At 60.8% G+C, this 21,117-nt stretch carries 19 protein-coding genes and 1 tRNA gene; 3 read left to right on the forward strand and 17 right to left on the reverse strand.

Annotated features, from left to right (window positions below; translation table 11 throughout):
- Nucleotides 1-144 precede the first annotated feature (144 nt).
- Nucleotides 145-221: transfer RNA gene (locus BK670_RS09230), tRNA-Arg, on the forward strand.
- A 77-nt stretch (nucleotides 222-298) separates the two neighbouring features.
- On the opposite strand, the gene BK670_RS09235 is transcribed toward BK670_RS09230, so the two are convergent.
- The 5 genes from BK670_RS09235 to BK670_RS09255 all read right to left on the reverse strand — a co-directional run bounded on the left by BK670_RS09235 (nucleotide 299) and on the right by BK670_RS09255 (nucleotide 4,115).
- Nucleotides 299-568 (reverse strand): hypothetical protein, encoded by a 270-nt coding sequence (locus BK670_RS09235; RefSeq protein WP_259697542.1) that lies wholly within the window; start codon nucleotides 566-568, stop codon nucleotides 299-301.
- Between the two features lie 20 nt (nucleotides 569-588).
- Nucleotides 589-1,179: a hypothetical protein gene (locus BK670_RS09240; protein WP_123449522.1), complete on the reverse strand. Its 591-nt coding sequence runs from the start codon at nucleotides 1,177-1,179 to the stop codon at nucleotides 589-591.
- Nucleotides 1,176-1,757: an RNA polymerase sigma factor gene (locus BK670_RS09245; RefSeq protein WP_185036753.1), complete on the reverse strand. Its 582-nt coding sequence runs from the start codon at nucleotides 1,755-1,757 to the stop codon at nucleotides 1,176-1,178. Before BK670_RS09245 ends, BK670_RS09240 begins: the two co-directional genes overlap by 4 nt.
- 30 nt (nucleotides 1,758-1,787) lie before the next feature.
- The gene (locus tag BK670_RS09250) at nucleotides 1,788-3,467 is read right to left on the reverse strand and encodes a vWA domain-containing protein (protein ID WP_123449524.1); all 1,680 of its coding nucleotides are present in this window, start codon (nucleotides 3,465-3,467) and stop codon (nucleotides 1,788-1,790) included.
- 87 nt (nucleotides 3,468-3,554) lie between these two features.
- The gene (locus tag BK670_RS09255) at nucleotides 3,555-4,115 is read right to left on the reverse strand and encodes a YbhB/YbcL family Raf kinase inhibitor-like protein (RefSeq protein WP_123449525.1); all 561 of its coding nucleotides are present in this window, start codon (nucleotides 4,113-4,115) and stop codon (nucleotides 3,555-3,557) included.
- 139 nt (nucleotides 4,116-4,254) lie between these two features.
- On the opposite strand from BK670_RS09255, the gene BK670_RS09260 reads away from it, so the two are divergent.
- Entirely contained in the window at nucleotides 4,255-5,778 is a 1,524-nt protein-coding gene (locus BK670_RS09260; RefSeq protein ID WP_123449526.1) for an FAD-dependent oxidoreductase, read from the forward strand.
- 94 nt (nucleotides 5,779-5,872) lie between these two features.
- Here the strand turns inward: BK670_RS09260 and pgaD are convergent, their stop codons facing one another.
- From pgaD to BK670_RS09320, 11 genes are all read right to left on the reverse strand, one after another.
- Nucleotides 5,873-6,406, reverse strand: coding sequence for a poly-beta-1,6-N-acetyl-D-glucosamine biosynthesis protein PgaD (gene pgaD / locus BK670_RS09270; RefSeq protein ID WP_123449527.1), 534 nt, complete (start codon nucleotides 6,404-6,406; stop codon nucleotides 5,873-5,875).
- A complete protein-coding gene (pgaC, locus tag BK670_RS09275; RefSeq protein ID WP_123449528.1) occupies nucleotides 6,403-7,758 on the reverse strand; it encodes a poly-beta-1,6-N-acetyl-D-glucosamine synthase in 1,356 nt (451 codons plus the stop codon). Before pgaC ends, pgaD begins: the two co-directional genes overlap by 4 nt.
- A gap of 1 nt (nucleotide 7,759) precedes the next feature.
- On the reverse strand, nucleotides 7,760-9,757 hold the full coding sequence (gene pgaB / locus BK670_RS09280; protein ID WP_123449529.1) for a poly-beta-1,6-N-acetyl-D-glucosamine N-deacetylase PgaB: 1,998 nt from the start codon (nucleotides 9,755-9,757) through the stop codon (nucleotides 7,760-7,762).
- A 12-nt stretch (nucleotides 9,758-9,769) separates the two neighbouring features.
- Nucleotides 9,770-12,250 carry a poly-beta-1,6 N-acetyl-D-glucosamine export porin PgaA gene (gene pgaA / locus BK670_RS09285; protein ID WP_123449530.1) on the reverse strand — a complete coding sequence of 827 codons (2,481 nt, stop codon included), beginning with the start codon at nucleotides 12,248-12,250 and terminating at the stop codon, nucleotides 9,770-9,772.
- A gap of 240 nt (nucleotides 12,251-12,490) precedes the next feature.
- Nucleotides 12,491-13,996: a YdgA family protein gene (locus tag BK670_RS09290; RefSeq protein ID WP_123449531.1), complete on the reverse strand. Its 1,506-nt coding sequence runs from the start codon at nucleotides 13,994-13,996 to the stop codon at nucleotides 12,491-12,493.
- A gap of 292 nt (nucleotides 13,997-14,288) precedes the next feature.
- On the reverse strand, nucleotides 14,289-14,924 hold the full coding sequence (locus BK670_RS09295) for an NADH:ubiquinone oxidoreductase subunit N (RefSeq protein ID WP_123449532.1): 636 nt from the start codon (nucleotides 14,922-14,924) through the stop codon (nucleotides 14,289-14,291).
- A gap of 93 nt (nucleotides 14,925-15,017) precedes the next feature.
- Nucleotides 15,018-16,460, reverse strand: a complete 1,443-nt coding sequence (locus BK670_RS09300) for an efflux transporter outer membrane subunit (protein WP_123449533.1) — start codon at nucleotides 16,458-16,460, stop codon at nucleotides 15,018-15,020.
- Complete coding sequence (locus tag BK670_RS09305) at nucleotides 16,457-17,344, reverse strand: efflux RND transporter periplasmic adaptor subunit (RefSeq protein WP_123449534.1); 888 nt, start codon at nucleotides 17,342-17,344, stop codon at nucleotides 16,457-16,459. Before BK670_RS09305 ends, BK670_RS09300 begins: the two co-directional genes overlap by 4 nt.
- Nucleotides 17,341-17,550, reverse strand: coding sequence for a DUF1656 domain-containing protein (locus BK670_RS09310; protein WP_034151805.1), 210 nt, complete (start codon nucleotides 17,548-17,550; stop codon nucleotides 17,341-17,343). The genes BK670_RS09305 and BK670_RS09310 overlap by 4 nt, the downstream gene beginning before the upstream one ends.
- Nucleotides 17,547-19,610 carry an FUSC family protein gene (locus BK670_RS09315; protein ID WP_123449535.1) on the reverse strand — a complete coding sequence of 688 codons (2,064 nt, stop codon included), beginning with the start codon at nucleotides 19,608-19,610 and terminating at the stop codon, nucleotides 17,547-17,549. Before BK670_RS09315 ends, BK670_RS09310 begins: the two co-directional genes overlap by 4 nt.
- A complete protein-coding gene (locus tag BK670_RS09320) occupies nucleotides 19,607-20,035 on the reverse strand; it encodes a MarR family winged helix-turn-helix transcriptional regulator (protein WP_123449536.1) in 429 nt (142 codons plus the stop codon). Before BK670_RS09320 ends, BK670_RS09315 begins: the two co-directional genes overlap by 4 nt.
- 201 nt (nucleotides 20,036-20,236) lie before the next feature.
- Between BK670_RS09320 and BK670_RS09325 the strand changes: the two genes are divergently transcribed.
- Nucleotides 20,237-20,515 carry a CopG family ribbon-helix-helix protein gene (locus tag BK670_RS09325; RefSeq protein WP_123449537.1) on the forward strand — a complete coding sequence of 93 codons (279 nt, stop codon included), beginning with the start codon at nucleotides 20,237-20,239 and terminating at the stop codon, nucleotides 20,513-20,515.
- A gap of 271 nt (nucleotides 20,516-20,786) precedes the next feature.
- On the opposite strand, the gene BK670_RS09335 is transcribed toward BK670_RS09325, so the two are convergent.
- Complete coding sequence (locus BK670_RS09335) at nucleotides 20,787-21,032, reverse strand: DUF2789 domain-containing protein (RefSeq protein ID WP_123449538.1); 246 nt, start codon at nucleotides 21,030-21,032, stop codon at nucleotides 20,787-20,789.
- Between the last annotated feature and the right edge of the window lie 85 nt (nucleotides 21,033-21,117).

Genomic DNA, 21,117 nt, shown 5'->3' on the forward strand with positions numbered 1-21,117 from the left:
GTCCCGCGAAAGCGCCAAGCGAGGGTTTTGCAGGACGTTACCGCTTTATGGAATACCGCGATTTGCGCCGACACGCGCACTGACAATACCTGCTCAAACCCAGCATGGACGCCCCGAGCCGACCTAGGTATGATGTCGCCCGCTGCACCAGTAGCTCAGCTGGATAGAGTACTGCCCTCCGAAGGCAGGGGTCGTGGGTTCGAATCCCGCCTGGTGCACCATTGATTTAAACGAGAAAGCCCCGGACTGTGATGGTCCGGGGCTTTTTTGTGGGCGTTGCAAAAGCACCTGAACGACGTCACTCCGTCGTCCAGTCGAACTCGTCGTAATCATCGTCGTCTTCTTCCTCCTCAACCTCCTCTTCAAAAACGTCGTCTTCATCAACGACATCCTCTTCCGACTGGTTAAGCAGAAACTCCTTACGCGTCTCGGTAATCGCACGCCGCATCTCTTCGCCCTTGTCCGGGCAGTTGAGCAGTTGGGCAATGCGGTCAATTTTTGCTGCCACGTTGTCCTCCAGCGCATTGGCAATAGCCCGATAGTGCGCGTTTTTGCAGGGCAATGCCAAATGGCTGGGGGATCAGGCGTTCATTTTTTCTGCAACTGTAGGAGTCGAGCGTCGAGATCGGCGTTCGGGTAGCGTTTGTGCAGGTTGTTGAACAGGCTGTCGGCGGCCTGCGATTGACCGGATTCGCGCAGGCGCAAGACTTCGCGCAGTTGCGCGTCGAGGCCATTGGCCGGGGCTGCGGCGCGTTTGCTGACTTTGGCTTCGTCAGCGCTGATTACTTCGCTTTGCAGCGGCGCGGCCATTTCCGCCATTGGCGCGGGCGCGGCCATGCCACCGGCGGGTGCTGACAATGCTTCGGGGGCTTGTTTACGCATCAGCGGTGCGGCGGGTTTGGCAGCCGGGGCGAAGTCGAATTGCCCTTGCGGCTCGGGCGCGCGTTGTACCAGCGATAACATCAGGGCGACACCAACGAGACTGGCGAACGCCACTTGCCAGCGTGGTTTACGGCAGGCGTCGAGCCAGCGTTGCCACAAGCCTGGCTGCGATGGCGGGGTTTCGCGACGGGCAGCCTCGCGAATAAACGCATCAAGGTGTACGGGTGGCTCGGCATGCTGTTGCTCGCGGTAATGCTTGAGCAGTTGTTCTTCGGGATTCTGGCGGGCGTCAGTCATGTCAGTACCTCCTCGGCCAGCAGCCGACGCAGTTTTTGCTGGGCGTAGCGCAAGCGGCTTTTGACGGTTTCCAGCGGTGTTTCGGTGAGGCTGGCGATTTGTGCCAGGTCGAGGTCGCCGTGGGCGCGCAGCAGGAACACTTCGCGTTGGTCGGCGGGCAGGGTTTGCAGGGCGCTTTCCAGGCGCTGGCTGTCACGGCTGAGAGTCAGCAGTTGTTCGGGATCATTTGCCTCATCGCTGATCGCGTGATTTTGCTCCTCGTAGCTTTCGTGCAGCGGTTGCCGGGCGCCGTGTTTGCGCCAGTGGTCGATGAGGCGATTGCGGGCAATCTGGAACAGCCACGTGCGAAATGTCGCCCGGCCTTGTGGCTGACTGGTGCTGCGGATCAGGCTCAGCCAGGTTTCCTGAAACACTTCGTCGGCCAGTTCCGCTTTGCCGCTCAAGCCGAGCAGAAACCGATACAGCCCCTGCCGATGGCGCGCGTACAAGATCTCGAACGCCGCGCCGTCGCCCGCGCGGTAACGCGCCAGCAGCGATTCATCGCTGCTGGCGGTTGAGCTGTCTGCCGAGGCAAACAACTGACTGATGAAGCCTTTCAGACGACTCACTTACTCAATCCGTCGTTCAGTGGCCAGCGCGTTCGAAGCGCTCGAGGTGCGCAGACTTTGCGCCAGTTCGACCAATTGCACGAACTCATTGCGCAATCCGAAGCGGTCATCGCCGCGTGCGCCACGGGCCAATGCTTCGGTGTCTTTCAGGCTGAAGTCGCCGGTATAACGGCCGTCCTTGAGCTGCTGGGAGAACGCGGCCACGGCGGCGGCAAAACGCAGATCTTCGCTGGCGGTTGCAACCTGATTGGCGATAGGTCGTTCAATCAGCAGACTTTTCCCACCTTCAGGTTGTTGATAGCGCACACGCAGCATCGCCAATTCTCCGTTCTTCGCGGAAACAACCGGCTCCGACTTGGCGTAACGCAACGGCTCCAACCAGCCCTTCTCACCTGCCGGAACAATTTCGTACAGCGCGGTCACCGTGTGTCCTGCGCCGATTTCACCCGCATCGACTTTGTCATTGCTGAAATCCTCACGCTTCAAAGCACGGTTCTCGTAGCCAAGCAGGCGATATTCGCTGACCTGCGCCGGGTTGAATTCCACCTGCAATTTGACGTTTTTTGCCACCACGGCGAGGGTCGAGCTCAATTGATCCACCAACACTTTGCGCGCCTCACGCAGGTTGTCGATGTAGGCGTAGTTACCGTCGCCGGCGTCGGCCAGTTGTTCCATCAAGTGTTCATTGTAGTTATCCACACCGAAACCCAGGGTCGTCAGGGAAATCCCGGTTTTGCGTTTATCCACAGCCATTTGCTTGAGGCTGTCGAAGTCGCTGATGCCGACATTGAAGTCTCCGTCGGTGGCCAGCAGGATGCGATTGATGCCTTTGGGGATGAGGGCCTGCTGTGCCATTTGGTAAGCCAGTTCGATACCGGAGGCTCCTGCGGTCGAACCGCCGGCGGTCAATTGCTCGATGGCGGTACGAATTTTCGCTTTCTCGCGTCCGGAAGTCGGCTCCAGTACCACTCTCGATTCACCGGCATACACCACCAGCGAAACGCGATCCTGATCGCGCAACTGATCAACCAGCAATTTCAGCGTGCTTTTGACCATCGGCAGGCCTTCGCGGCGATCCATCGAGCCGGACACATCGACCAGAAACACCAGATTAGCCGGGGCCAGTTCCGTCACGGCGCGGTCGGAAGCCTTGATGCCGATGCGCAGTAACCGCGTGTGCGGGTTCCACGGTGAAGCGGCCAGTTCAGTGGTCACGCCAAACGGCGAGCCATCGCTGGGCAACGCGTAATCGTAGGGGAAGTAATTGACCATTTCCTCCAGTCGCACCGCACCTTCCGGTGGCAGCCGGCCTTGATTGAGCAAACGGCGGACATTGGCGTAGGCACCCGTGTCGACATCAGCGCTGAAGGTTGAAACCGGGGTTTCGGCGACACTGTGGATCGGGTTGTCGGCCAGCGCCTGATACTGCTCGCGCGGCTCGTCACGGTAGCCCTGTGGATAACTGTCTGCGCCGGGCATCGCGGCGAAACTGGCGATCGGTGACGGACGCGCCAAGCGCTTGGCCATCGCCCCGCCCGCCATGACGGCTTCCTGCTGAACCAACGCTTCTGGCTGCGCCGTGGGTGGTACCGCTGCGGAGTCCGATGTGGACGAAGCACCGCAACCAGCGAGCGCCAGCAGCACACCGACCGCAACAGGACGCAAAAGAGAATGAGACATGGGGGCTGACCTCGGGATGAAATTGATCATTCATCCACTGAGACGGGCAGCCCTTTCAGTTCGGGTTAAACGCCGCGAAAAAAATCTTCAGCGGTGATAACGGCGCACCGCACTGCTGTTGCGCAGCACATGGCCTTTGATTTTTTCCATCAGCTCGGCACGGGTCAAACCGGCGGGCAAGGCGTCCGGCGCCAGATCCAGCGCGTAGATCTGGATGATGTAGTGATGCGCACTGTCGCCCACTGGCGGGCACGGCCCCATGTAATGGGTGTTGCCCTTGCTGTTGGTGCCGCCAACGCCTTCCAGCGCGGATTTGGCACCGACGCCCGCCGCAATCTGGTGCGTGGTGGACTTGATGCCGTAGTGAATCCAGTGATCGACGCCCAGGCCTTTCTGGCCGTCCGGGTCGTGCATGACGATCGCGTAGCTCTGAGTGCCGGCAGGCCCCGCGTTCCAGCTCAGCGCCGGCGACTGGTTCTTGCCGCCGCAACCAGGCGCATCGCTGGCCGCGGACGAGGTGAACAGGCGGTTATCGGAAACACCCGGGATGCTCAGGGTGAAACGCTCTTGGGCCTGCGCCGGAAACTGCACGCAAAGGGTGACGGCGAGGGCCGCCAGCCATGGGTTGAGAGAGGTCAATCGGGTCATTCCGGGAGCACCTTGTGCAGTTGGGCCGTCGTCGGCCTGCAAACTATAGCTGTACCGTTCGTGCCATGGCAGTAGCAAATGGCTGAACCTCGCACTCCCGCGCAAACTCACAAGAGAAATGCCCGCGAGGAAGCCGCTCATGCCCCTGCACCGTGTCGCACGTATCGCCGATGTGCCTGAAGACCGTGGCCTGCAAGTTGAAATCGGCGACTGCAAGATTGTGCTGTTGCGCACGAACGGCGACTTACGTGCCTTTCAGGGCGAATGCCCACATGCTGGCGCGCCGTTGGCTGAAGGCGCGCTGTGTCACGGACGTTTGATCTGCCCGTGGCACAAGGCTGCGTTCAGGGCAGAGGATGGCGCGTTGTGCGAGCCTCCGGCGCTCGACAGCCTCAAGCGTTATCCGCTGGAACTGCGTGGCGATGAGGTTTGGGTCGATGATCAGCCGTTGCCCGATCCGCATACGCCCCCGGCCGATGATTCGCGCACGTTCGTGATTGTCGGCGCCGGGGCGGCGGGCACGGCCTGCGCAGCGGCACTGCGGGAGAAGGGTTTCGGTGGCCGTATCGTGATGATCGATCGCGAACCGGAAGCGGGCTACGACCGTACAGTGCTGAGCAAATTTGTTCTCGCCGGGGAAATGCCGGCGGCAGAAACCCCGGCGCTGCGTGAGGAAGCTTTCTATAAAGAGCAGCGTATCGAACGCCTGCACAGCGAAATCACCTCGCTGGACGCTCAGGCCAAAACCCTGCAGCTCAACGATGGCCAAATCCTCAACTACGATGCCGCCGTGCTGGCCACCGGTGGCGAACCCAATCCGTTACAGTTGCGCGGTGCTGAACTGCCCCACGTGTTCGTCCTGCGCTCAAAAGCCCAGGCTGAACAAATCATGAGCACTGCCAGCCCCGATCAACGCGCCGTCATCATCGGCGACAGCTTCATCGCTCTCGAATGCGCCTCGGCCCTGCGCCAGCACGGCCTCGACGTCACGGTCCTCGCGCGCCACGCCATTCCTTTCGCAGCCCAGTTCGGCGAGGCCGTGGGCCAGGCGATCCGCGCGCTGCACGAACAGAACGGCGTGAAATTCATCACCGAGCACGAAGCCACCGAGATCATTGGCGATGGCAAGGTCGAAGCCGTATTGCTGGGCAATGGCCTGCGTCTTTCGGCAGATCTGGTGCTGGCCGGGGTCGGCGTGCATCCGGCTACCGAAGCCTTTGCGTCACTGCCGAGGGAAAAAGATCAGTCATTGCGCGTTGATGGCGGCATGCGTGTTACGGACGGCCTGTGGGCGATCGGCGACATCGCCACATTCCCGCTGAACGGCCAGTTGCAACGCATCGAACACTGGCGCCTGGCCCAGCAGCATGCGCGAATCGCCGCTGCCAATATGCTCGGTGGCGAAGAGCATTACCTCGACGTGCCGTTTTTCTGGACGTGGCATTTTGGCAAGAATTACGACTATCTCGGTCATGCCGAACACTGGGATGAAGTGGAGTTTCGCGGTGAACCAGAGCAACCGCCATTCATTGCTTTGTTCGGCAGAAACGGTTGGGGGGTCGCTGCCGTTGCCTGCGAAAAAGAACGCGCAATGGCGCTGCTCGCCGAACGGATGAGGCAACCGCTGGCAATGGAAGAGGCCTGGACACTGATCCGCGATTGACAGCCCCCCCGCAGGAGCTGCCGAAGGCTGCGATCTTTTGATCTCGAACGTCAAAAGATCGCAGCCTTCGGCAGCTCCTACAGGGTTTTCGCCATCAGGAAAGACGATTCAGGGGTTCGCGATTATCGTCATCTTCAGCATGCAGAAAGATCACCCGCGGGTGCTCCAGTGGTGCCAGCGGCGGTGGCAACTCCTGCTGCTGAACCGGCCAGAAATGCGTCACCACATGGCTGATGTCGCCTTCCTGATCGTTGTGAATGGTCATCACTCCCGGGGTGCGCAGCTTCTGGAAACGCTCATCGCAAAGCTTGAAGCTCTTGCTCAGCCCGGCATCATCGATCACCGGCGATGGCAAGCGGCGCTGGGCGAAGCTGCGGCTTTTGCGCTGCTGATAACGCGCCCAAGCGATCAGAATCACCGCGTTGACCAAGGCAATCCACAGATAAATCTGCAGGGTGCCCAGCGCGTCGAACGCCGATTTATCGATCAGCGGCCCGCCCGCGTGAGTTTCGATCAGCGGCCACAAGCCACGGATCAGCAGAAACAGCAGGCCAACCCAGGCCAGCACGGTGAGGATCACATCGATCACTACCAGAAAGGGCCGCTGGCGAGTCCGGATGATTTTCATTTGATGACCTCCTCTTCGTCGTCGCCGATCGGTTTGATGCCCCGATCAGGACTGACCCAACGCGCACGTTTCTGATGTTGACCGAACAGCACTTTGGGGAAGCTGACCAACGTGGTCAGCAGACTGATGAACCAGAACACCAACGGATACCAGACCACCCAGAACATCGTGCGGCCCAGGCCCGGCTCATAGCGCCGGTCGATGATGATGCTGACCGCGAACTGCACCAGGCACACGAAGGCCAGCAGCAGCCCGGTGAATGCTGGCGGCATCAGGTGATCCACCGCAATGGCTTCGGGCATGACCACAAACTTGCCGACGCCCCAGAAGATCACCGACAACAGGAAGGTGAACGCCCAACCGGTCGACAGGCAATATTCGAACAGCAGCGGCCACAGATAGCGGTGGCGGTACTGCCAGATGCCACGGATGTTCTTGAACAGCACTTCGGCGCCGCCCTGGGCCCAGCGCAGACGCTGCTTCCACAGACCGCCGAGGGTTTCCGGCATGAGGATCCAGCACAGCGCGCGCGGCTCGTAGAAAATGCTCCAGTGATCGAGTTGCAGCTTCCAGCTGATGTCGATGTCTTCGGTGATCATGTCCGGACTCCAGTAACCGACGCGGTTCAGCGCGGTACGGCGGAACGCGACGATTACGCCGGACACGGTGAAAATCCGCCCGAACACCCGTTGCGTACGCTTGATCAACCCGATGATCGAGGAGAACTCGCCAACCTGCACCCGCCCGACCAGCGTCGAGCGCGTACGGATTCGCGGGTTGCCGGTGACTGCGCCAAGGCGTGCGTTATCCAGCATCGGCGCGACCAGATAGGCCGCCGTGTTCGGTGCGAGCAACGCGTCACCGTCGATGCACACCAGATACTCACTGCGCGCGGCAATCGCGCCCATACGCAGAGCAACAGCCTTGCCCTGGTTTTCCGCCAGATGCAGCACGCGCAGACGCGGATCTTCCTTGGCCAGCGCATCAAGCACTTGCGCGGTGTTGTCTTTGGAGCCGTCGTTGATCGCGATGACTTCGATGTTCGGGTAATGCTGGGCCAGCGCCGCGTGGATCGTATCGGCGGCGTTTTCGCCTTCGTTGTAGCAAGGGATCAGGATCGAGATCAGCGGCTCGCCTTCCAGTGGCGGTGGCAGGGTGTCGTCCTTCCACGGCCAGTGGCGCTCCCAGTGCAGCCAGAAGTACAGGCCGCCGGCAATCCACAACCCGGACATGAACAACGGGTAGAAGAACACGAAGTCCATCAGGAACTGCCCGGTGACCAGGAAAATCAGCCCCAGCGGCACGCCGAGGACGATCGCCAGAACAAGCAGGGCTAACAGTCTATCCAGCATGTTATGGATTCCATTTGTTGGAGAGCGCAGGCCTTACGGTTTTCAGGTCCGGCAGGTTGTCGAGGAAGTTGTCCGGGTAGTAACCGAAACTGGTCGCGCCCTGACGCTTGAGACGGCCCATCCAGTCCGCCAGATGTGCGCCGTCGATGTCGGCCTGATCCTTTTTCGTCCAGTCCCGTGCCTGCAATTCGAACACCGTGCGCTTCAGGGCTCCGGGGCGCTTGCTGACGGTTTGCACCAGGGTTTCCAGCCATGGGCCGGACTCGGCCTGGGTCTGTTTTTCCATGAGCGGCATGGCCATTGGCGCGGTCCAGTCGTAGGTCTGCAGAAAGTCGTCGAGGTTCTGCGCGTACCAGGTTTCGCTGCCGGGATTGAGCATCGGCTCGGCGAAAATGTTGCGCGCGGTCAGCACCTGCGGGCCCCGAATGGCGCGGACTTTGGCGGTCAGCTCGTTGGTGAAGTCGATCAGGTAGCGGCTCTTGAACCGCGTCCATCGCTGCAGGGCCGCCGGATCATCGCGCAGGGCGGCAATCGAACCTGGCAAACCGTGGGCGACGTAGGCTTTCAACGCCTCGGGGCCGGCGTCCTCGAAGTCCGACAGAATCGCGTCGTCGTGATAGAGGATGCCGTCGACCGACGTCAGCCGTGCCACGTCTTCGTAGATTTCGCCGATGATCCGCCGCACCTCTGGATCGAACGGTGACAGGCGTTGGTACTGATCCGGATCGACTGAGGTGGTGCCGGTTTTCGGATCCCAGCGCGTGACACGCGGCAGCTTCGCATCAAGGCCGAAACTCAGCACCGGCATCCACGCAAACACCTTCACATTGGCGCGAGTGCGCAGCTGCCAGGCAACGCGGTCGAAAATGTCGGCACGTACCGGCAAGTGACGGTTGGGGAAGTACAGCGAGTGCACCAGACCATCGCCCTGCGGATCGGCAAAGGCTTGCAGGAACACCGTGTTGGCGCCCATGTCGGCCATGCGCTGCACCAGTTTGCCGAGGTTGATGTCCTGTTGTGCCGGGTCCGGGTCGTAGACGTTGTCCAGATCAACGTGCACCACACGCATGACGAAATCCGACTGCACGTCGACGATGCTATTGGAGAAAACCTCGCCGTCAGGGTCGGAGGCAACGAGGAAACGCGGGCTGCTCATCAGGTTGTCGAGGGCATCGAGACCGTCGTCCAGGGTCAGGGCCATCTCATAGCCCTGCTCACCGACCACGGTCAGCGATGTGCCGTCCGCCGTACCATATGGCCAGACCCATACACGCGGTTTCTTGCCGGTGACCTTGCGGATTTTCTCCGAGATGTTGTTCACGTCGGTGCGGATCCGCGCCTGGAATTCGGCCTCGGACTCATAACGCTTGGTCAGCGGATCGTAGCGCCGGGTCGCGGCAGCGGGCTGCAGGTTGCCCTGCGGGTTGGCCAGAATACCTTTGTGGTTCGCGTCGGTGTGGGCGGCGATTTCCACCAGACCGGATTGCGAGATTTCGCGGATCTGGTCCCAGGTCAGGAAATCGGAACGCGCACGCGGGGCACCAGCAAAATCCACCGGTTGATTGAGCGGCGTGTCGATCCAGACGCCGACCGGCGCCAGCAAAGCGTGCCAGTTATAGGCGCGCAGCACCGGCAGCACGCGGGTGTAGAAACTCGCATAACCGTCATCGAAGCTGAGCAGGATCGCTTTCGCCGGCAGCTCCGGGCCGCCCTTGCGCGCGGCCATGATCTGGTCGACGGTGACCGGTTTGTAGCCGTTCTCGCGCAACCAGGCGAGCTGCTCGATCATGCGCTCGGTGCGCACCGCCACCACGGCCTGATCGGGATCGCGGTCTTCAACATCGTGATAGGCGATGCCGAGCACGTGATTTTTCGGCCACGGTTTTTCACTGGCCGCCAGCGGACGCTCGGACGGCGGCGCGAAGGCCGGAGCTTGCTGGGCGCAGGCGCTGACCAGCAGCGCTCCCAGCAGAAGGATGAAACGCGAAATCAAAGGCATCTTCAAACTCTTCTAGAAGCGGAAAGTGAGGTCGACGAGCAGACGCAGATCGGTCTCCCGATCACCGTCGTAAGGCCGGTTGATCACACTGAACAAGCCACCCACCTCGAACACGTCGTTCCAGGCGTAACGCTGGCCGTAACCCAGCAACGCCATGCCGCCAGTGCCGTGATCACGCTGGCTGTACGTCCCCGCACCGGCCTGGAACTGCTGGCTCCAGGAGGTTTCGTAGCGGTGGTAGAGCACGTGATTGACGTTGACCAGCGGCATCACGCTGAAGTCGGATTTGGGGTTGAAGTACGGCACGTCATCGGACTTGGAGTTGTGGCTGGTGCCGACTTCCAGTCCCGCATCGACCTGCACGTTCGGTGCGCTGTAGACGCCCTCGCGGCCGGTGAGCAAGGCTTCGACGCGGTTGTTGCCGTCGCTGAAGTGCGACGGGCTTACCGACAGCCGCCATTCGCGGCTTTCGTTGCCGCGCCAGCGGATAAAACCGCTGCCGCCATTGGCCTTGATGTCACTGTTGAGCGCGCGCAACGGCGTCTCGGCCGACAGGTATTCGAGGCTGCCGCCGTACTGCCAGTGATCGTTGATGTCACGGGCGATCGCCAGCCGCGCGCCTTGTTTGTCGCCAAATCCGTAGGAGTGGTTGGAGACTTCCGCTTCGAGGGTCATGTCGCGGGTGCGCCGCTCCAGGCCGACACGCTGGAAGCGATGGTGGCCGGTGCCTTCGGCGAAGTCGCCGGTGGCATAACCGGCCCCGGCGAACACCCGCCAGTCTTCATCGATGGGCGGGCTGTACAGGGTGGTCTGGATACCAAAATCGCGGCTGCCGCTGACGGCGCCGGCATTGCCGCTGCCGCCACCATTGGCCTTGCCGCCGTAGGCTTCGACGCGCAGTTCGGACATGTCATGCACTTCGCGCTCGCGCGCCGCACGCTGGACCTGACGGTTATCAGGGAAACGCGCGACCACGTCATCGGTCAGCGCATCCATCTGCCGCCATTCCTGCAGCGTCATCGCCGTGCGCGCCTGTGCGACTTCCAGGCCCATGCCGCGCGGCACCATGCTCTCGGTTTCCTTGAGCTGGACTTCCGCACGGCGCGGCCATTGCCGCGCCAGATAAAGGTCGGCCTGGGCCAGACGCAGGCCGACATTGCCGGGAGCCTGATCGACCAGCGTCTGCAAGCGTTCTTCGCTGTGGGGCAAGTCGGAACCATAGGTCGCGGCCTGCGCGGCCAACTGCTGGGCGTCCATCCATTCATGGTTGGGGTTGCCGATGGGCAAACCTTTGAGTTCGACACGCGGACGCTGGGACTTGGCGGCGTCCTCGGCGACTTTGCGCGCTTCATCGGCACGGTCGCTTTCCAGCAATGCGTAATACAGCGCGGTGGTGTCTTCGAGGCGATCACCGACATCGGCGTCCGGCGCCGACAGCACCTGGCGATACAAGTCCGTGGCGATTTCCGGTTCACGCTGATCCAGATACGACGCCGCCACCCAGCGCAGCGCATAGGTCGGAATCTTCACGCCCTCGGCTTGCAGCTTCTGGTATTCAGTGATGACGTCGGCCGTGCGTACCCTGGCCTTGAGCGCGCCCATGCGGTCGATGCGCCAGCGAATGACGTCGTCGTGAGCAGTGGCGTCGGGCGTCCAGGTGGCGAGCAGTTTGTCGTAATCGGCCAGCGCGCGGTCGGCGATGACGTAGCGTTCTTTTTCGCTGCGGGTGGCGAGTTCGGCGAGGCGCACGCGCTCGGCGGCCAGATCGCCTTCGAGGCGACGCAGGATGACCGGATCGATCAGCCCGGGACGCTGATTGGCCAGACGCAGCGCCGGTTCCGGCAGACGCGCCTTTTGCAGAGCAACCACGTATTCGCGAGCGACTTCCGGCTTGCTGCCGGCGCGCTTGAAGGCCTGATCGTATTCGAACAGGGCATCGTAAGGTTTGTTGTCACGGGTCAGGGCGTAGCCCAAGGCGAGACGGCGCGAAGGATCATCTGGCTTGGCCGCGACCAGCGCTTTGGCGCGGGTTACCGCTTCGTCGGGTTTGCCGGCATCCGCCTGGGTCAGGGCCAGCCCCAGTTGCAGGTCGGGGTTATCCGGCTCCAGCGCCAAGGCCTTGTTGTAGACCTGCGTGGCTTGATCCCAGCGTTTGAGGTTGCGATAGGCGCGGGCGGTGGCGGTCAGCGCCTGAACCGGCAGGACGCGGTCGCGGCCCTGGGTTTCATAGACCTGCACCACTTCGGCATCGAGGCCGGCCCAACTGGCGATTTGCAGGTGATCGCTGATTTGCCCGGTCGTCGACTGACCGGGTGGCACCTGACGCAAAACCGTCAGCGCAGGCGTGTACTGCCCGGCACGGGCGTCGCGCACCATTTGATCGTAGGGTGTGTCGGCAAACGCCAGCGCCGGCCAGAGCAACTGGCTGCACAGCGCGACTCGGAACAAAGGGCGTAAGCCACGATGTAATACAGGAACATCAATACGCGGCATTCGTCAGCATCCTTACATGGCCAGCCGGGTCGCAATGCCCTCCTTGCCCATTCGTAACGGTGGCCGCCAATGCACATTCAACGGCCAAGCTTAGTCAGGCAGTCTTGCACGCAAGCGTAGACCAATATCCGGAACACAATATTTGTTCAGAATCGTGCTCCGAAAACCCGAACGCCAGACAGCAAAACGCCCGGCGTCTGTGCGATACAGAGGCCGGGCGCTGCTATTAAGGACGCAGGATTACTGCACTTGCGTGACGCCCGCGAACTTGCTCATCAGGAAGCCAACGAACTGCTCAACGGTCATCTTCTGGCCGTTGAATTCGACCTGATTGGCCGCGTAATGCAGCTTGGTCACGACGTTGGTGCCGTCGACGACGGCCAACTGCGAACCGACCGCCATGCCGGCGAACATGTCGGCCGCTTCCTTGGACTGATCGACGATGGCTTTGGCATCGGTCTGACCGTCGAGTTGCGCCTGCACACTGAGCAGATCGACCAACATCGGCTTGGATACCTGGATATTCAGATCAAGCAACGCGATCAGCTGTTTGCCCAACTGATCCGGCGGCAGATCCATCGATTGCGGCTTGGTCAGGTCGATCACCAGATTGGCCTTGCTCTCACCGTTGGCGGTGTTGAACGACAGGTTTTCCAGCGCAATCTGCGGGCCGGCGGCCAGCAGTTTCTGCAAATCGGCTTTAACCTGAGCGCTTTCAGCTTCGGTCAGGTTCAGCTCCGGCGCTGGCAAGCCCTGAGCTGCAGCCTCGGCAGCGGCTTTTTCGTAAGGCTGCAGTTTGGTCTGGTAGATCTGCATCAGCGACATCGTCGACGGGATGTCGAGGTTTTTCAGGCTCATGGCCATGTTCGCCGAGCCGATCTTCTTGTCGTTGAGGCTGACTTCGCCAACCTTGTAGTCCGCACGGCCAGAGGCATTGCTGCCGGTTTCTTCGGTGAAGTTCTTCATTTCGAAGTTCTTCACGCCGAGCACCGATTGCTTGGTACCGAAGGTGGTCTTGCTGTTGGTCAGCACCAGGGTGTTTTCCCCGGTGTAGTAGCCGTAGCTGCTCTTGGCGAGATTGCTGGCCAGGGTCAGGCCGTTGAGTTCGACCTGCACCGGCGCCTGGTCTTCAGCCACGGTGACCAGTTTCAGGTTGTCCATGTAGCCGTCTGCCTTGACCTTCTGCGCTTTGGCGCTGGCGGAGATGTTCATGGTCAGGCCGGAAAACTTCAGGCTCGACTGCTCATCCAGCGCGGTTTCGAACGGCAGCAGGTCGAGGGTGCTGGTGGTCGATTCGTCGTAGCCAATGCTGGTCACGCCTTTAAGCGGCGCGGCGCCCTTGGTGGCGGCGAACCATTTCTCGGTGGCCGGACTTTTCTCCAGCTCGTAATTGCTGGTGGCCATGACCGGCAGCCATTTCAGCGACACCAGACGCGAGAACGGCAGCGGGCCATGCTCGATGTGGTCTACGAACAGCAGCTCGACCGGCGCATCACCGAACATCTCGCCTTCACCTTTGAGGCGGTAGTGCGCGGTGCTGGTGAAGGTGTGGCGTTCCAGCGACACCAGTTCCAGCGACGCGGTGCCGTTGGAGCCGGCCATGGCGGTTTGCAGCTCTTGGTTGGCGTTGGTGACGGCGTTGTTGAGCACGCCTTCGATCTTGGTCCCGGTGTACCAGGCCCCGCCTGCGCTGATCGCGCCGATGGCAACAACAATCCCGAGAAGCACGCCTGCTGATTTATTCATGAATGACCTGATCGATTTCCGTGGCTGTGAGTGTGGTCGTCTTCCCTGAACCCGTGACCGGGTCGCGGCTCGACTGCGCTGAATTCAGCGGTGGAGATTAGCACCGGGCGCGCAAGGTGGCCCAATGTTTAAAGGTTAAAGAGTGTCTATGGGGGGAGTGGACAGTCGACAGGCGGGAAGAGTTTCGGTGTTTTTCAGTCCGCCTTCGCGAGCAGGCTCGCTCCCACAAGGACAACACTGTACCTGTGGGAGCGAGCCTGCTCGCGAAGGGGCCAGATGATTCAGCCAAAAATCAGGAATACTGAACCTCAATCTCATCCAGTTGATGATCAAAGCTTTTCAGCCGCGCGGTCCAGGTGTACACCAGCACTTCAAAATCCCGATCGATCACTGCGCCGCCTGGCCCGTCGGCGCGTGGGTCGCAAAAGTCCAGCTGATAGCGCTCGCGAGCCATGGCCGTGGCGACATCCGACAATTCGCGGGCGTTGTTCAACCAATGCCAGCCCTCGCCATCAATCTGCTTGTCGAGTTCCAGGCACTGCTTTTTCAGCGCTTCGAGGCTTTTTTCCAGTGGCGTGCCGGTGAGTTCGCCCATGACTTCGGCGAATGTGCGCCCGGGCTGCCAGTAGCTCCCCCAGAAATACCGGTCGAACACGGTTTCAACCCGGCGCAGGGCGACTTTGGTGTCCCAGATCAGCACCAGGGTCTTGCCCTGTTCGAGTTGTTTTTTCTTGACCCGCTGCACCTGAACCGAAGCCCACGCCACCACAACGATGGCCATGACCGCGATGAGCGCAACGGCGCTGTCGAGGAACACCATCGCCTTGTCGATCTGATGGGCCAGCATGATGCCGTAGAAATAGGTGGCCGAGAGCAGCACCAGCGCTGCGAGGGCGCACCAGAAGCCGAGAGCGTAAGGGTTTTTCATTATTGGTTTCCCCTAGACCAGCGCTAGCAATGTGCGCTGAAAGGGCGCCGTGCTCGGGGCGCCCTTCCAACACTTCAAAGCATAGCAACGGCCTCAGGGTTTGCTGGCGGTTGTCGCGTGCGTTCGTCCGCTTTCCCAGCCGCCGCCCAAGGCAAGGAACAAATCGATCTGGCTCATGGCAACTTGGGTGTTGGCGGCGGCCAGTTGCGCGGTGACATCGGTGTAGGTGCGGGTCGCTTGCAGGTCGGCGAGGAACGACTCGCGACCGGCCTGGAAGAAGCGGTGGGTCTGGTCTGCGGCGAGTTTTGCCGATTGCTCGGCATCGGCCAGCGCGTCGCGGCGTTGCAGCAATGCGCTGTACTGGGCCAGACCGGTCTGGGTTTCGCGAATGGCGTTGAGCACTACGCCGTCGAAATGCGCCAGTGCGCCTTGTGTCGCCGCTTCTGCCTCGCGGATTCGCGCACGAGCGCCGTTGGTCGGCACCTTCCAGCTCAGCGACGGGCCGAAGCCCCAGCGGTTGGTCGATGGATCACCCAAGTCATCAATGAGACCAACAGTGCCGATGGTCGCGCCGATGCTGATGTCCGGGTACAACTCGCCAGTGGCGACGCCAATCCCGGCAGTCGAAGCGGCCAGACGACGTTCGGCCTGGCGGATGTCCGGGCGACGTTTGAGCAGCGCAGCGCCATCACCGACCGGCACCAACTGGGCGATTTTCGGCAGTTCAGCGCAAGTCGCGGTGCCGGCGGGCAATTGATCGACCGGTTTCGCCAGCAACATCGACAGACGGAACAGCCCGGCCTGCCGCGCCGCTTCATAGCGCGGCAGGTCGGCGCGCAGGGATTTAAACTGGGTTTGCGAACGGGTGACCTGGGTTTCGTCGCCACGCCCGGCGTCACGCAGGCGCTGGATCAGCGTAGTGCTTTGCGATTGCAGGTCGAGGGAATGCTCGGCGATTTCCCTTTCTTCATTGGCCGCGCAGACTTGGGTGTAGGCACGGACGACGTCCGCCACCAAGGTGATCCGCGCCGTGTCTGCCGCGGCCTGGGTCGCGTCGGCATTGGCCTTTGCGCCTTCTATGCCACGCTGCAAGGTGCCCCACAGATCGAACTGATAAGAAGCACTGATGCCGATGTCGCCGACGTTATCGACCGGGACTTTTTCCGGTAGCAAGAATGCTTGCCCAGACTCTTGCAAACGCTGCGCGCCCATCTTCACGCCAGCGCTCCAGCCGCCCGCCGCTTCAGCCTCATCGACCTGAGCACGAGCCCGTTGCAGGTTCGCCGCCGCGACGCGCAAATCGGTGTTGGAGGCCATGGCCTGCTGCACCAGTTGATCCAGCCGCGCATCTTTATAAAGACGCCACCAGTCCGCCGGCACGGGTGCCGACACCACCGGTTTGCCGGCCACCGCCAATTCGCCCTGAAAATCCTTGCGCTGCACTGCAGCATCTTCAGGCACGTGATAATCCGGCCCGACCATCTGACAGGCCGACAGCATCACGCCCAACCCAGCGATCATCAGGGCCCTGTTCATGGCGCGGGCTCCTGCTTCTGATCGTCGATGATCGACACAGTAGCGGTACGCCCGGCGATCATGCGGAAGTCTGCCGGCACATCATCAAAGGCAATCCGCACCGGAATCCGCTGTGCCAGCCGCACCCAGCTGAACGCCGGGTTGACGTTGGGCAACAGGTTGCTGCCGCTGGTACGGTCGCGGTCTTCAATACCGGCGACGATGCTTTCGACATGCCCGCGCAGCTTGGCGCGGTCACCGATCACACGGATATCCACCGACTGACCGACATGAATGCCGTCGAGTTTGGTCTCTTCGAAATAGCCGTCGATGTGGAACGAATTGCTGTCGACCACCGACAACACCGGACGCCCGGCGGTAACGAACTCCTGCGGACGCGGCGCGCGGTCGTTAACGTAACCGTCCACCGGGCTGCGGATCACCGAGCGGTCAAGGTTGAGCTGCGCACTGTCCACCGTGACCATGGCTTCGGCCAGCGCCGACTGCGCGCGGGCGACCTTCGACTGGCTTTCTTCCAGTTGCTCGGCCGGCACCAGATTGCCGAGGCCACGATTACGTTTGGCCTCACGCTGGGCCTGAGCGAGGGTTTCTTCGCGGTCGGCGACAGCGGCTTTGGCTTGACGCAGAGCCAGTTTGAAACGGTCCTGGTCGATGCTGAACAGCACCTGGCCGCGCTTGATCAACTGGTTGTCTTTCACTTCAACCTGCTGAATCAAACCGGACACGTCCGGGGCAATCTGGATGATGTCGGCGCGAATGTGGCCGTCGCGGGTCCACGGCGCGAACATGTAATACATGACCATGCGCCAGACGAGGACAACGGCAAAAGTCACGATCAGCAGGGTCAGTACCACGCGACCGATGGTCAAAAACGGTTTTTTCATGTCATCAGGTATCGACTGAGTGAGTCCACGCCGTACAGCAGTACCGCGTAGAGGGCCACGTTGAACAATGCCCGGTGCCAGACCAGACGGTAAAAGTGCACGCGCTGCAGTACGCCATGCACCAACAAAAACAGCACATAAGTGATGCCCATCAACACCAGCAGGGTCGGCAGGAAAATGCCGCTGATGTCCAGATCACCGATCATAGGGGCGCTCCTTCGGGCAGCGGTTCTTCGGGCTCGGCGCTGGAGACGAATTCGACGCCGGGCAACAGTGCCAGACGCAAACCGCTCAAGGCGTGCAACAGGTTCAGGCGGGTTTCATCATCGCCTTGGCCATTGAGCGCACGGCGTGCGCGATCCATGGTCATCAGCAACGCCGCCGGTGCCGGCAAGCGTTCACCGGCCTTGAGGCAGGCGCGGAAATACTCGCCGACTTCACTGACCACTTGCTGCAACAAAGCGTTCGGTGCGCCCGTCACCCGAGGGGTGTAGGCGAGCAAGTCGAGCAGGTTCAGGCCGACGCGCACTTCGCGCATGGCGATGCCGGTGTCTTGGCCGGTGAGGGCCAGACGCGGCAGGTGCTGCATCAACCGATCGAGCAACTGCACGCCCAATTGCCGGTGCTCGGCGAGGTTGGCCGGCTCAGTCATATGGACGATGTCTTTCCAGCTGAAACGGGTCAGGCGCTTGGCCGCCAGTTCGGCACCGAACGGGCGCGCCACCAGCGTCCAGATAAAGGCGAACAACAGACCTATCGGCCCCGCCAGGTTGGAGTTCACAAAGGCGAAAAAGTCCGCGTCGTAAGCGCCCTGAATGCTGATGAACGACGAGGTGTTAACCAGCGTCAGCAGCATCCCGAGGTAGAAGCGCGGCTGCACGGTCAAGGTGCCGACGCAAATAAACGGGATGGAAAACGCCAGCACCAGCATCGGGAAATCGTGCAGGTTGGGCAGAATCAAAAACAGATAAAGACTGGCGAACAGCACCGACATGCCGGTCCAGAAAAAGAACCGGTAGATCTGCGGTGCCGGGTCGTCCATCGACGCAAAGAAGCTACACGCCACCGCCGCGAGAATCACCGCGCTGCCACCGTCTGGCCAGCCCAGCAGAATCCACAGCACCGACGCGACGATGATCGCCAGAATGGTCGAGACCACCGAATACAGCATCAGCCCGCGATCGATAAACGGTGTCAGGCGACCGAGGCGCCAGTGGCGATACACCGCGCGCCAGCCGTCTTGGCGCTCGCAGAGGATCGCGTCCTGCAGACTGCGGCAGTCCTGCCACAGATCGATGAATTCTCCGAGGCGATAAATCGCGTTGGAGAACAGCAGTTGTTTGCGATCTTCCAGCGCCTCGGCACTCGGTTGCAGGGCTTCGAGTTGGTCTTTCAGCACTTGCCAGCGCTGGAGATCGGCGTCTTGATGGCCGAGCCATTCACGGGTCGCGGCGAGCAGCGGTGCGAATTTTTCCACCAGCTCCGGCGTGCGTCGCTCAAGGGCATAGAGCGAATCTTCCAGCGCATCGATCACCGGTAACAAGTGAATCATGCGCCCGCGCAATTCCTTGGTGTTGCGCACGGTTTGCGGCCGCGCGCCTTCGTGGGGGAGTTGGCCGATCATCAGCTCAAGGCTGTTGAAATTGGCAACCATGGCCATGCGCAGCGCGGTGACTTCTTCGGGCTGCACGTCGCGGCTGAGGAATTTCAGGCTGTAGGTCGTGGCGTCGGCGAACCACTTGCCCACGGCGTCGTTGAACACCGGCGCCAGACGGCGCGGCCAGAACATCGCACCGACCACGGCGGCGACGGCGATGCCGAGGAAAATCTCTTCCGTGCGCGCTTCCGCCACGTCCCACACCGCCAACGGGTTATCCACCGTCGGCAAGGCAATCAGCGGCAAGGTGTAACCGGCGAGCATCAACGCATAGCTGTTGGCCGTGCGCAGGTGCAGGGACATGAACAGCAAAATCCCCGTCCATAAGGCGATCACCACCACCAGCACATACGGGCTCTGCACGAACATCGGCACAAACAGCACCGCTGCCGCCGCACCGAGAAAGGTACCGATTGCCCGGTACAACGCCTTGGAACTGGTCGGCCCGAGAAACGGGCTGGAGACGATATACACCGTGGCCATCGCCCAATACGGACGCGGCATTTGCATGAGCAAGGCGATGTACAGCGCGGTCATCGACGCTGCAAACGTACGGATCCCGTAAAACCAGTCACGGGCAGGCGGAATGCCGGAGAAAAAACCGTTCAAGAATTGACCACCACAGGCGGCTGGGCCGCCTCAAAAGCTCTGAGCACCCGAAGCGTAGCTTCCAGATCACTATGATCGATGCCTTCGAGCACCTCATGACGCAAGCGCACCAGTTCGGCCTCCACCGCTTGCACCAGCTCGCGACCGGTGTCGGTCAGGCTCAGGCACTTGGCCCGGCGATCCTGGGCATCTTCGGTACGGCAGACGTAGCCGGAATGGCACAACTGATCGAGCAGACGCACCAGCGACGGACTCTCCATCCCGGCGGCCTGCGCCACTTTCACCTGGCGCACACCCTCGCCCAGACGCCCGATCATCAAGAGCGGCACGGCGCAGGCTTCGGAGATTCCATAGTTGACCAGCGTGGTCTGGCAGATCTTCCGCCAATGCCTGGCGGCCACCACCATGGCACTGCTGATGTTCATCTGGAGAGCGTCGAGATCGTTCGGCACGAGGAAATGCACACTGTTAGTTTGCTAACTATCAATATCGCATTGGAGGGGAATTTCAGTCAAGTTTTGAAACAAATTGCTCCACTGGTCGCTCGCACAAACTGAAGCTTTCTAAATCATGTGATGACGATGTATACACCTCGTCAGTACCGAGAACTTTCAAGGAATCTGCAGATGTCAAAACAAGCCGTTTTTACAATGAAGCTTGAACCAGAGCTGCGTGAGCATTTCATGGCAGAGGCAGAGGCCTCCCATCGTCCTGCTTCGCAGATCATGCGAGAAATGATGCGTCAGTTTGTTCGCACACAACAGGAAGCCCGAGAGTACGAAGCCTTCCTGCAACGAAAAGTCGACCTTGCAAGAGAATCGATGGCAGCCGGTGAAGGTGTGTCCAACGAGGAAGTTGAAGCACAATTCGCCGCCAGGCGCAGGCAGGTAGAAAATCAAGGATGAAGATTATCTGGAGTAAAAATGCCGTACAGGATCGCGAAAAAATCTGGGACTACCTTCACGCAAAAAATCCAGGCGCAGCGCTCGACATGGATCGCCGCTTATCCTAGAACCCCAAGATTGGCCCGGTCGGCATCATTGCTGGCACTCGTGAATTAATTCCCCATCCCAGCTACCGTCTTGTCTACCAGTCAGATCAGGATGTGATCTGGATGTGATCTGGATTATGGCGCTGGTTCATACAGCACGGGCCTGGCCTTTTCCAAAGTAGCGATTACCCCGCTCTCCCCTTGCGCAACAACACATCCAACTGATCCACCACCTCCGCCCAGTCGGCGTCATCCAGAATCTCGTCCCGTAAAAACTCCGCTTGGCTCTTCGTCCAGAAAAACGCATCAGCCAAATGCAGGTCGGGTTTGAGCGGGGAATGGGTAGCAATGAATTGGTCAATGCTGGTCGGGTCGTTGTCCAGGCCGAGTTGTTTGAACAGGGATGGGAGGCTGTGGGTTGGTTGCTCCATTGCTGAGCTCCTTCAAAAATGGGGTGTGTGGAAGATTATTCGCGAGCAGGCTCGCTCCCACAGGGGAATGCGATCAACCTGTGGG

The organism is Pseudomonas fluorescens, from assembly GCF_003732425.1.
Lineage (GTDB): Bacteria > Pseudomonadota > Gammaproteobacteria > Pseudomonadales > Pseudomonadaceae > Aquipseudomonas > Aquipseudomonas fluorescens_BE.

Bases quoted from the DNA above. Each gene is read 5' to 3' on its own strand.
- BK670_RS09335 (WP_123449538.1), bottom strand. From the start codon at position 21,032: ATGGAGCAACCAACCCACAGCCTCCCATCCCTGTTCAAACAACTCGGC.
- pgaA (WP_123449530.1), bottom strand. From the start codon at position 12,250: ATGCCGCGTATTGATGTTCCTGTATTACATCGTGGCTTACGCCCTTTG.
- BK670_RS09295 (WP_123449532.1), bottom strand. From the start codon at position 14,924: ATGAAAAACCCTTACGCTCTCGGCTTCTGGTGCGCCCTCGCAGCGCTG.
- BK670_RS09240 (WP_123449522.1), bottom strand. From the start codon at position 1,179: ATGACTGACGCCCGCCAGAATCCCGAAGAACAACTGCTCAAGCATTAC.
- pgaD (WP_123449527.1), bottom strand. From the start codon at position 6,406: ATGAAAATCATCCGGACTCGCCAGCGGCCCTTTCTGGTAGTGATCGAT.
- BK670_RS09305 (WP_123449534.1), bottom strand. From the start codon at position 17,344: ATGAAAAAACCGTTTTTGACCATCGGTCGCGTGGTACTGACCCTGCTG.
- BK670_RS09300 (WP_123449533.1), bottom strand. From the start codon at position 16,460: ATGAACAGGGCCCTGATGATCGCTGGGTTGGGCGTGATGCTGTCGGCC.
- pgaC (WP_123449528.1), bottom strand. From the start codon at position 7,758: ATGCTGGATAGACTGTTAGCCCTGCTTGTTCTGGCGATCGTCCTCGGC.
- BK670_RS09310 (WP_034151805.1), bottom strand. From the start codon at position 17,550: ATGATCGGTGATCTGGACATCAGCGGCATTTTCCTGCCGACCCTGCTG.
- pgaB (WP_123449529.1), bottom strand. From the start codon at position 9,757: ATGCCTTTGATTTCGCGTTTCATCCTTCTGCTGGGAGCGCTGCTGGTC.
- BK670_RS09325 (WP_123449537.1), top strand. From the start codon at position 20,237: ATGTCAAAACAAGCCGTTTTTACAATGAAGCTTGAACCAGAGCTGCGT.
- BK670_RS09250 (WP_123449524.1), bottom strand. From the start codon at position 3,467: ATGTCTCATTCTCTTTTGCGTCCTGTTGCGGTCGGTGTGCTGCTGGCG.
- BK670_RS09260 (WP_123449526.1), top strand. From the start codon at position 4,255: ATGCCCCTGCACCGTGTCGCACGTATCGCCGATGTGCCTGAAGACCGT.
- BK670_RS09320 (WP_123449536.1), bottom strand. From the start codon at position 20,035: ATGAACATCAGCAGTGCCATGGTGGTGGCCGCCAGGCATTGGCGGAAG.
- BK670_RS09290 (WP_123449531.1), bottom strand. From the start codon at position 13,996: ATGAATAAATCAGCAGGCGTGCTTCTCGGGATTGTTGTTGCCATCGGC.
- BK670_RS09255 (WP_123449525.1), bottom strand. From the start codon at position 4,115: ATGACCCGATTGACCTCTCTCAACCCATGGCTGGCGGCCCTCGCCGTC.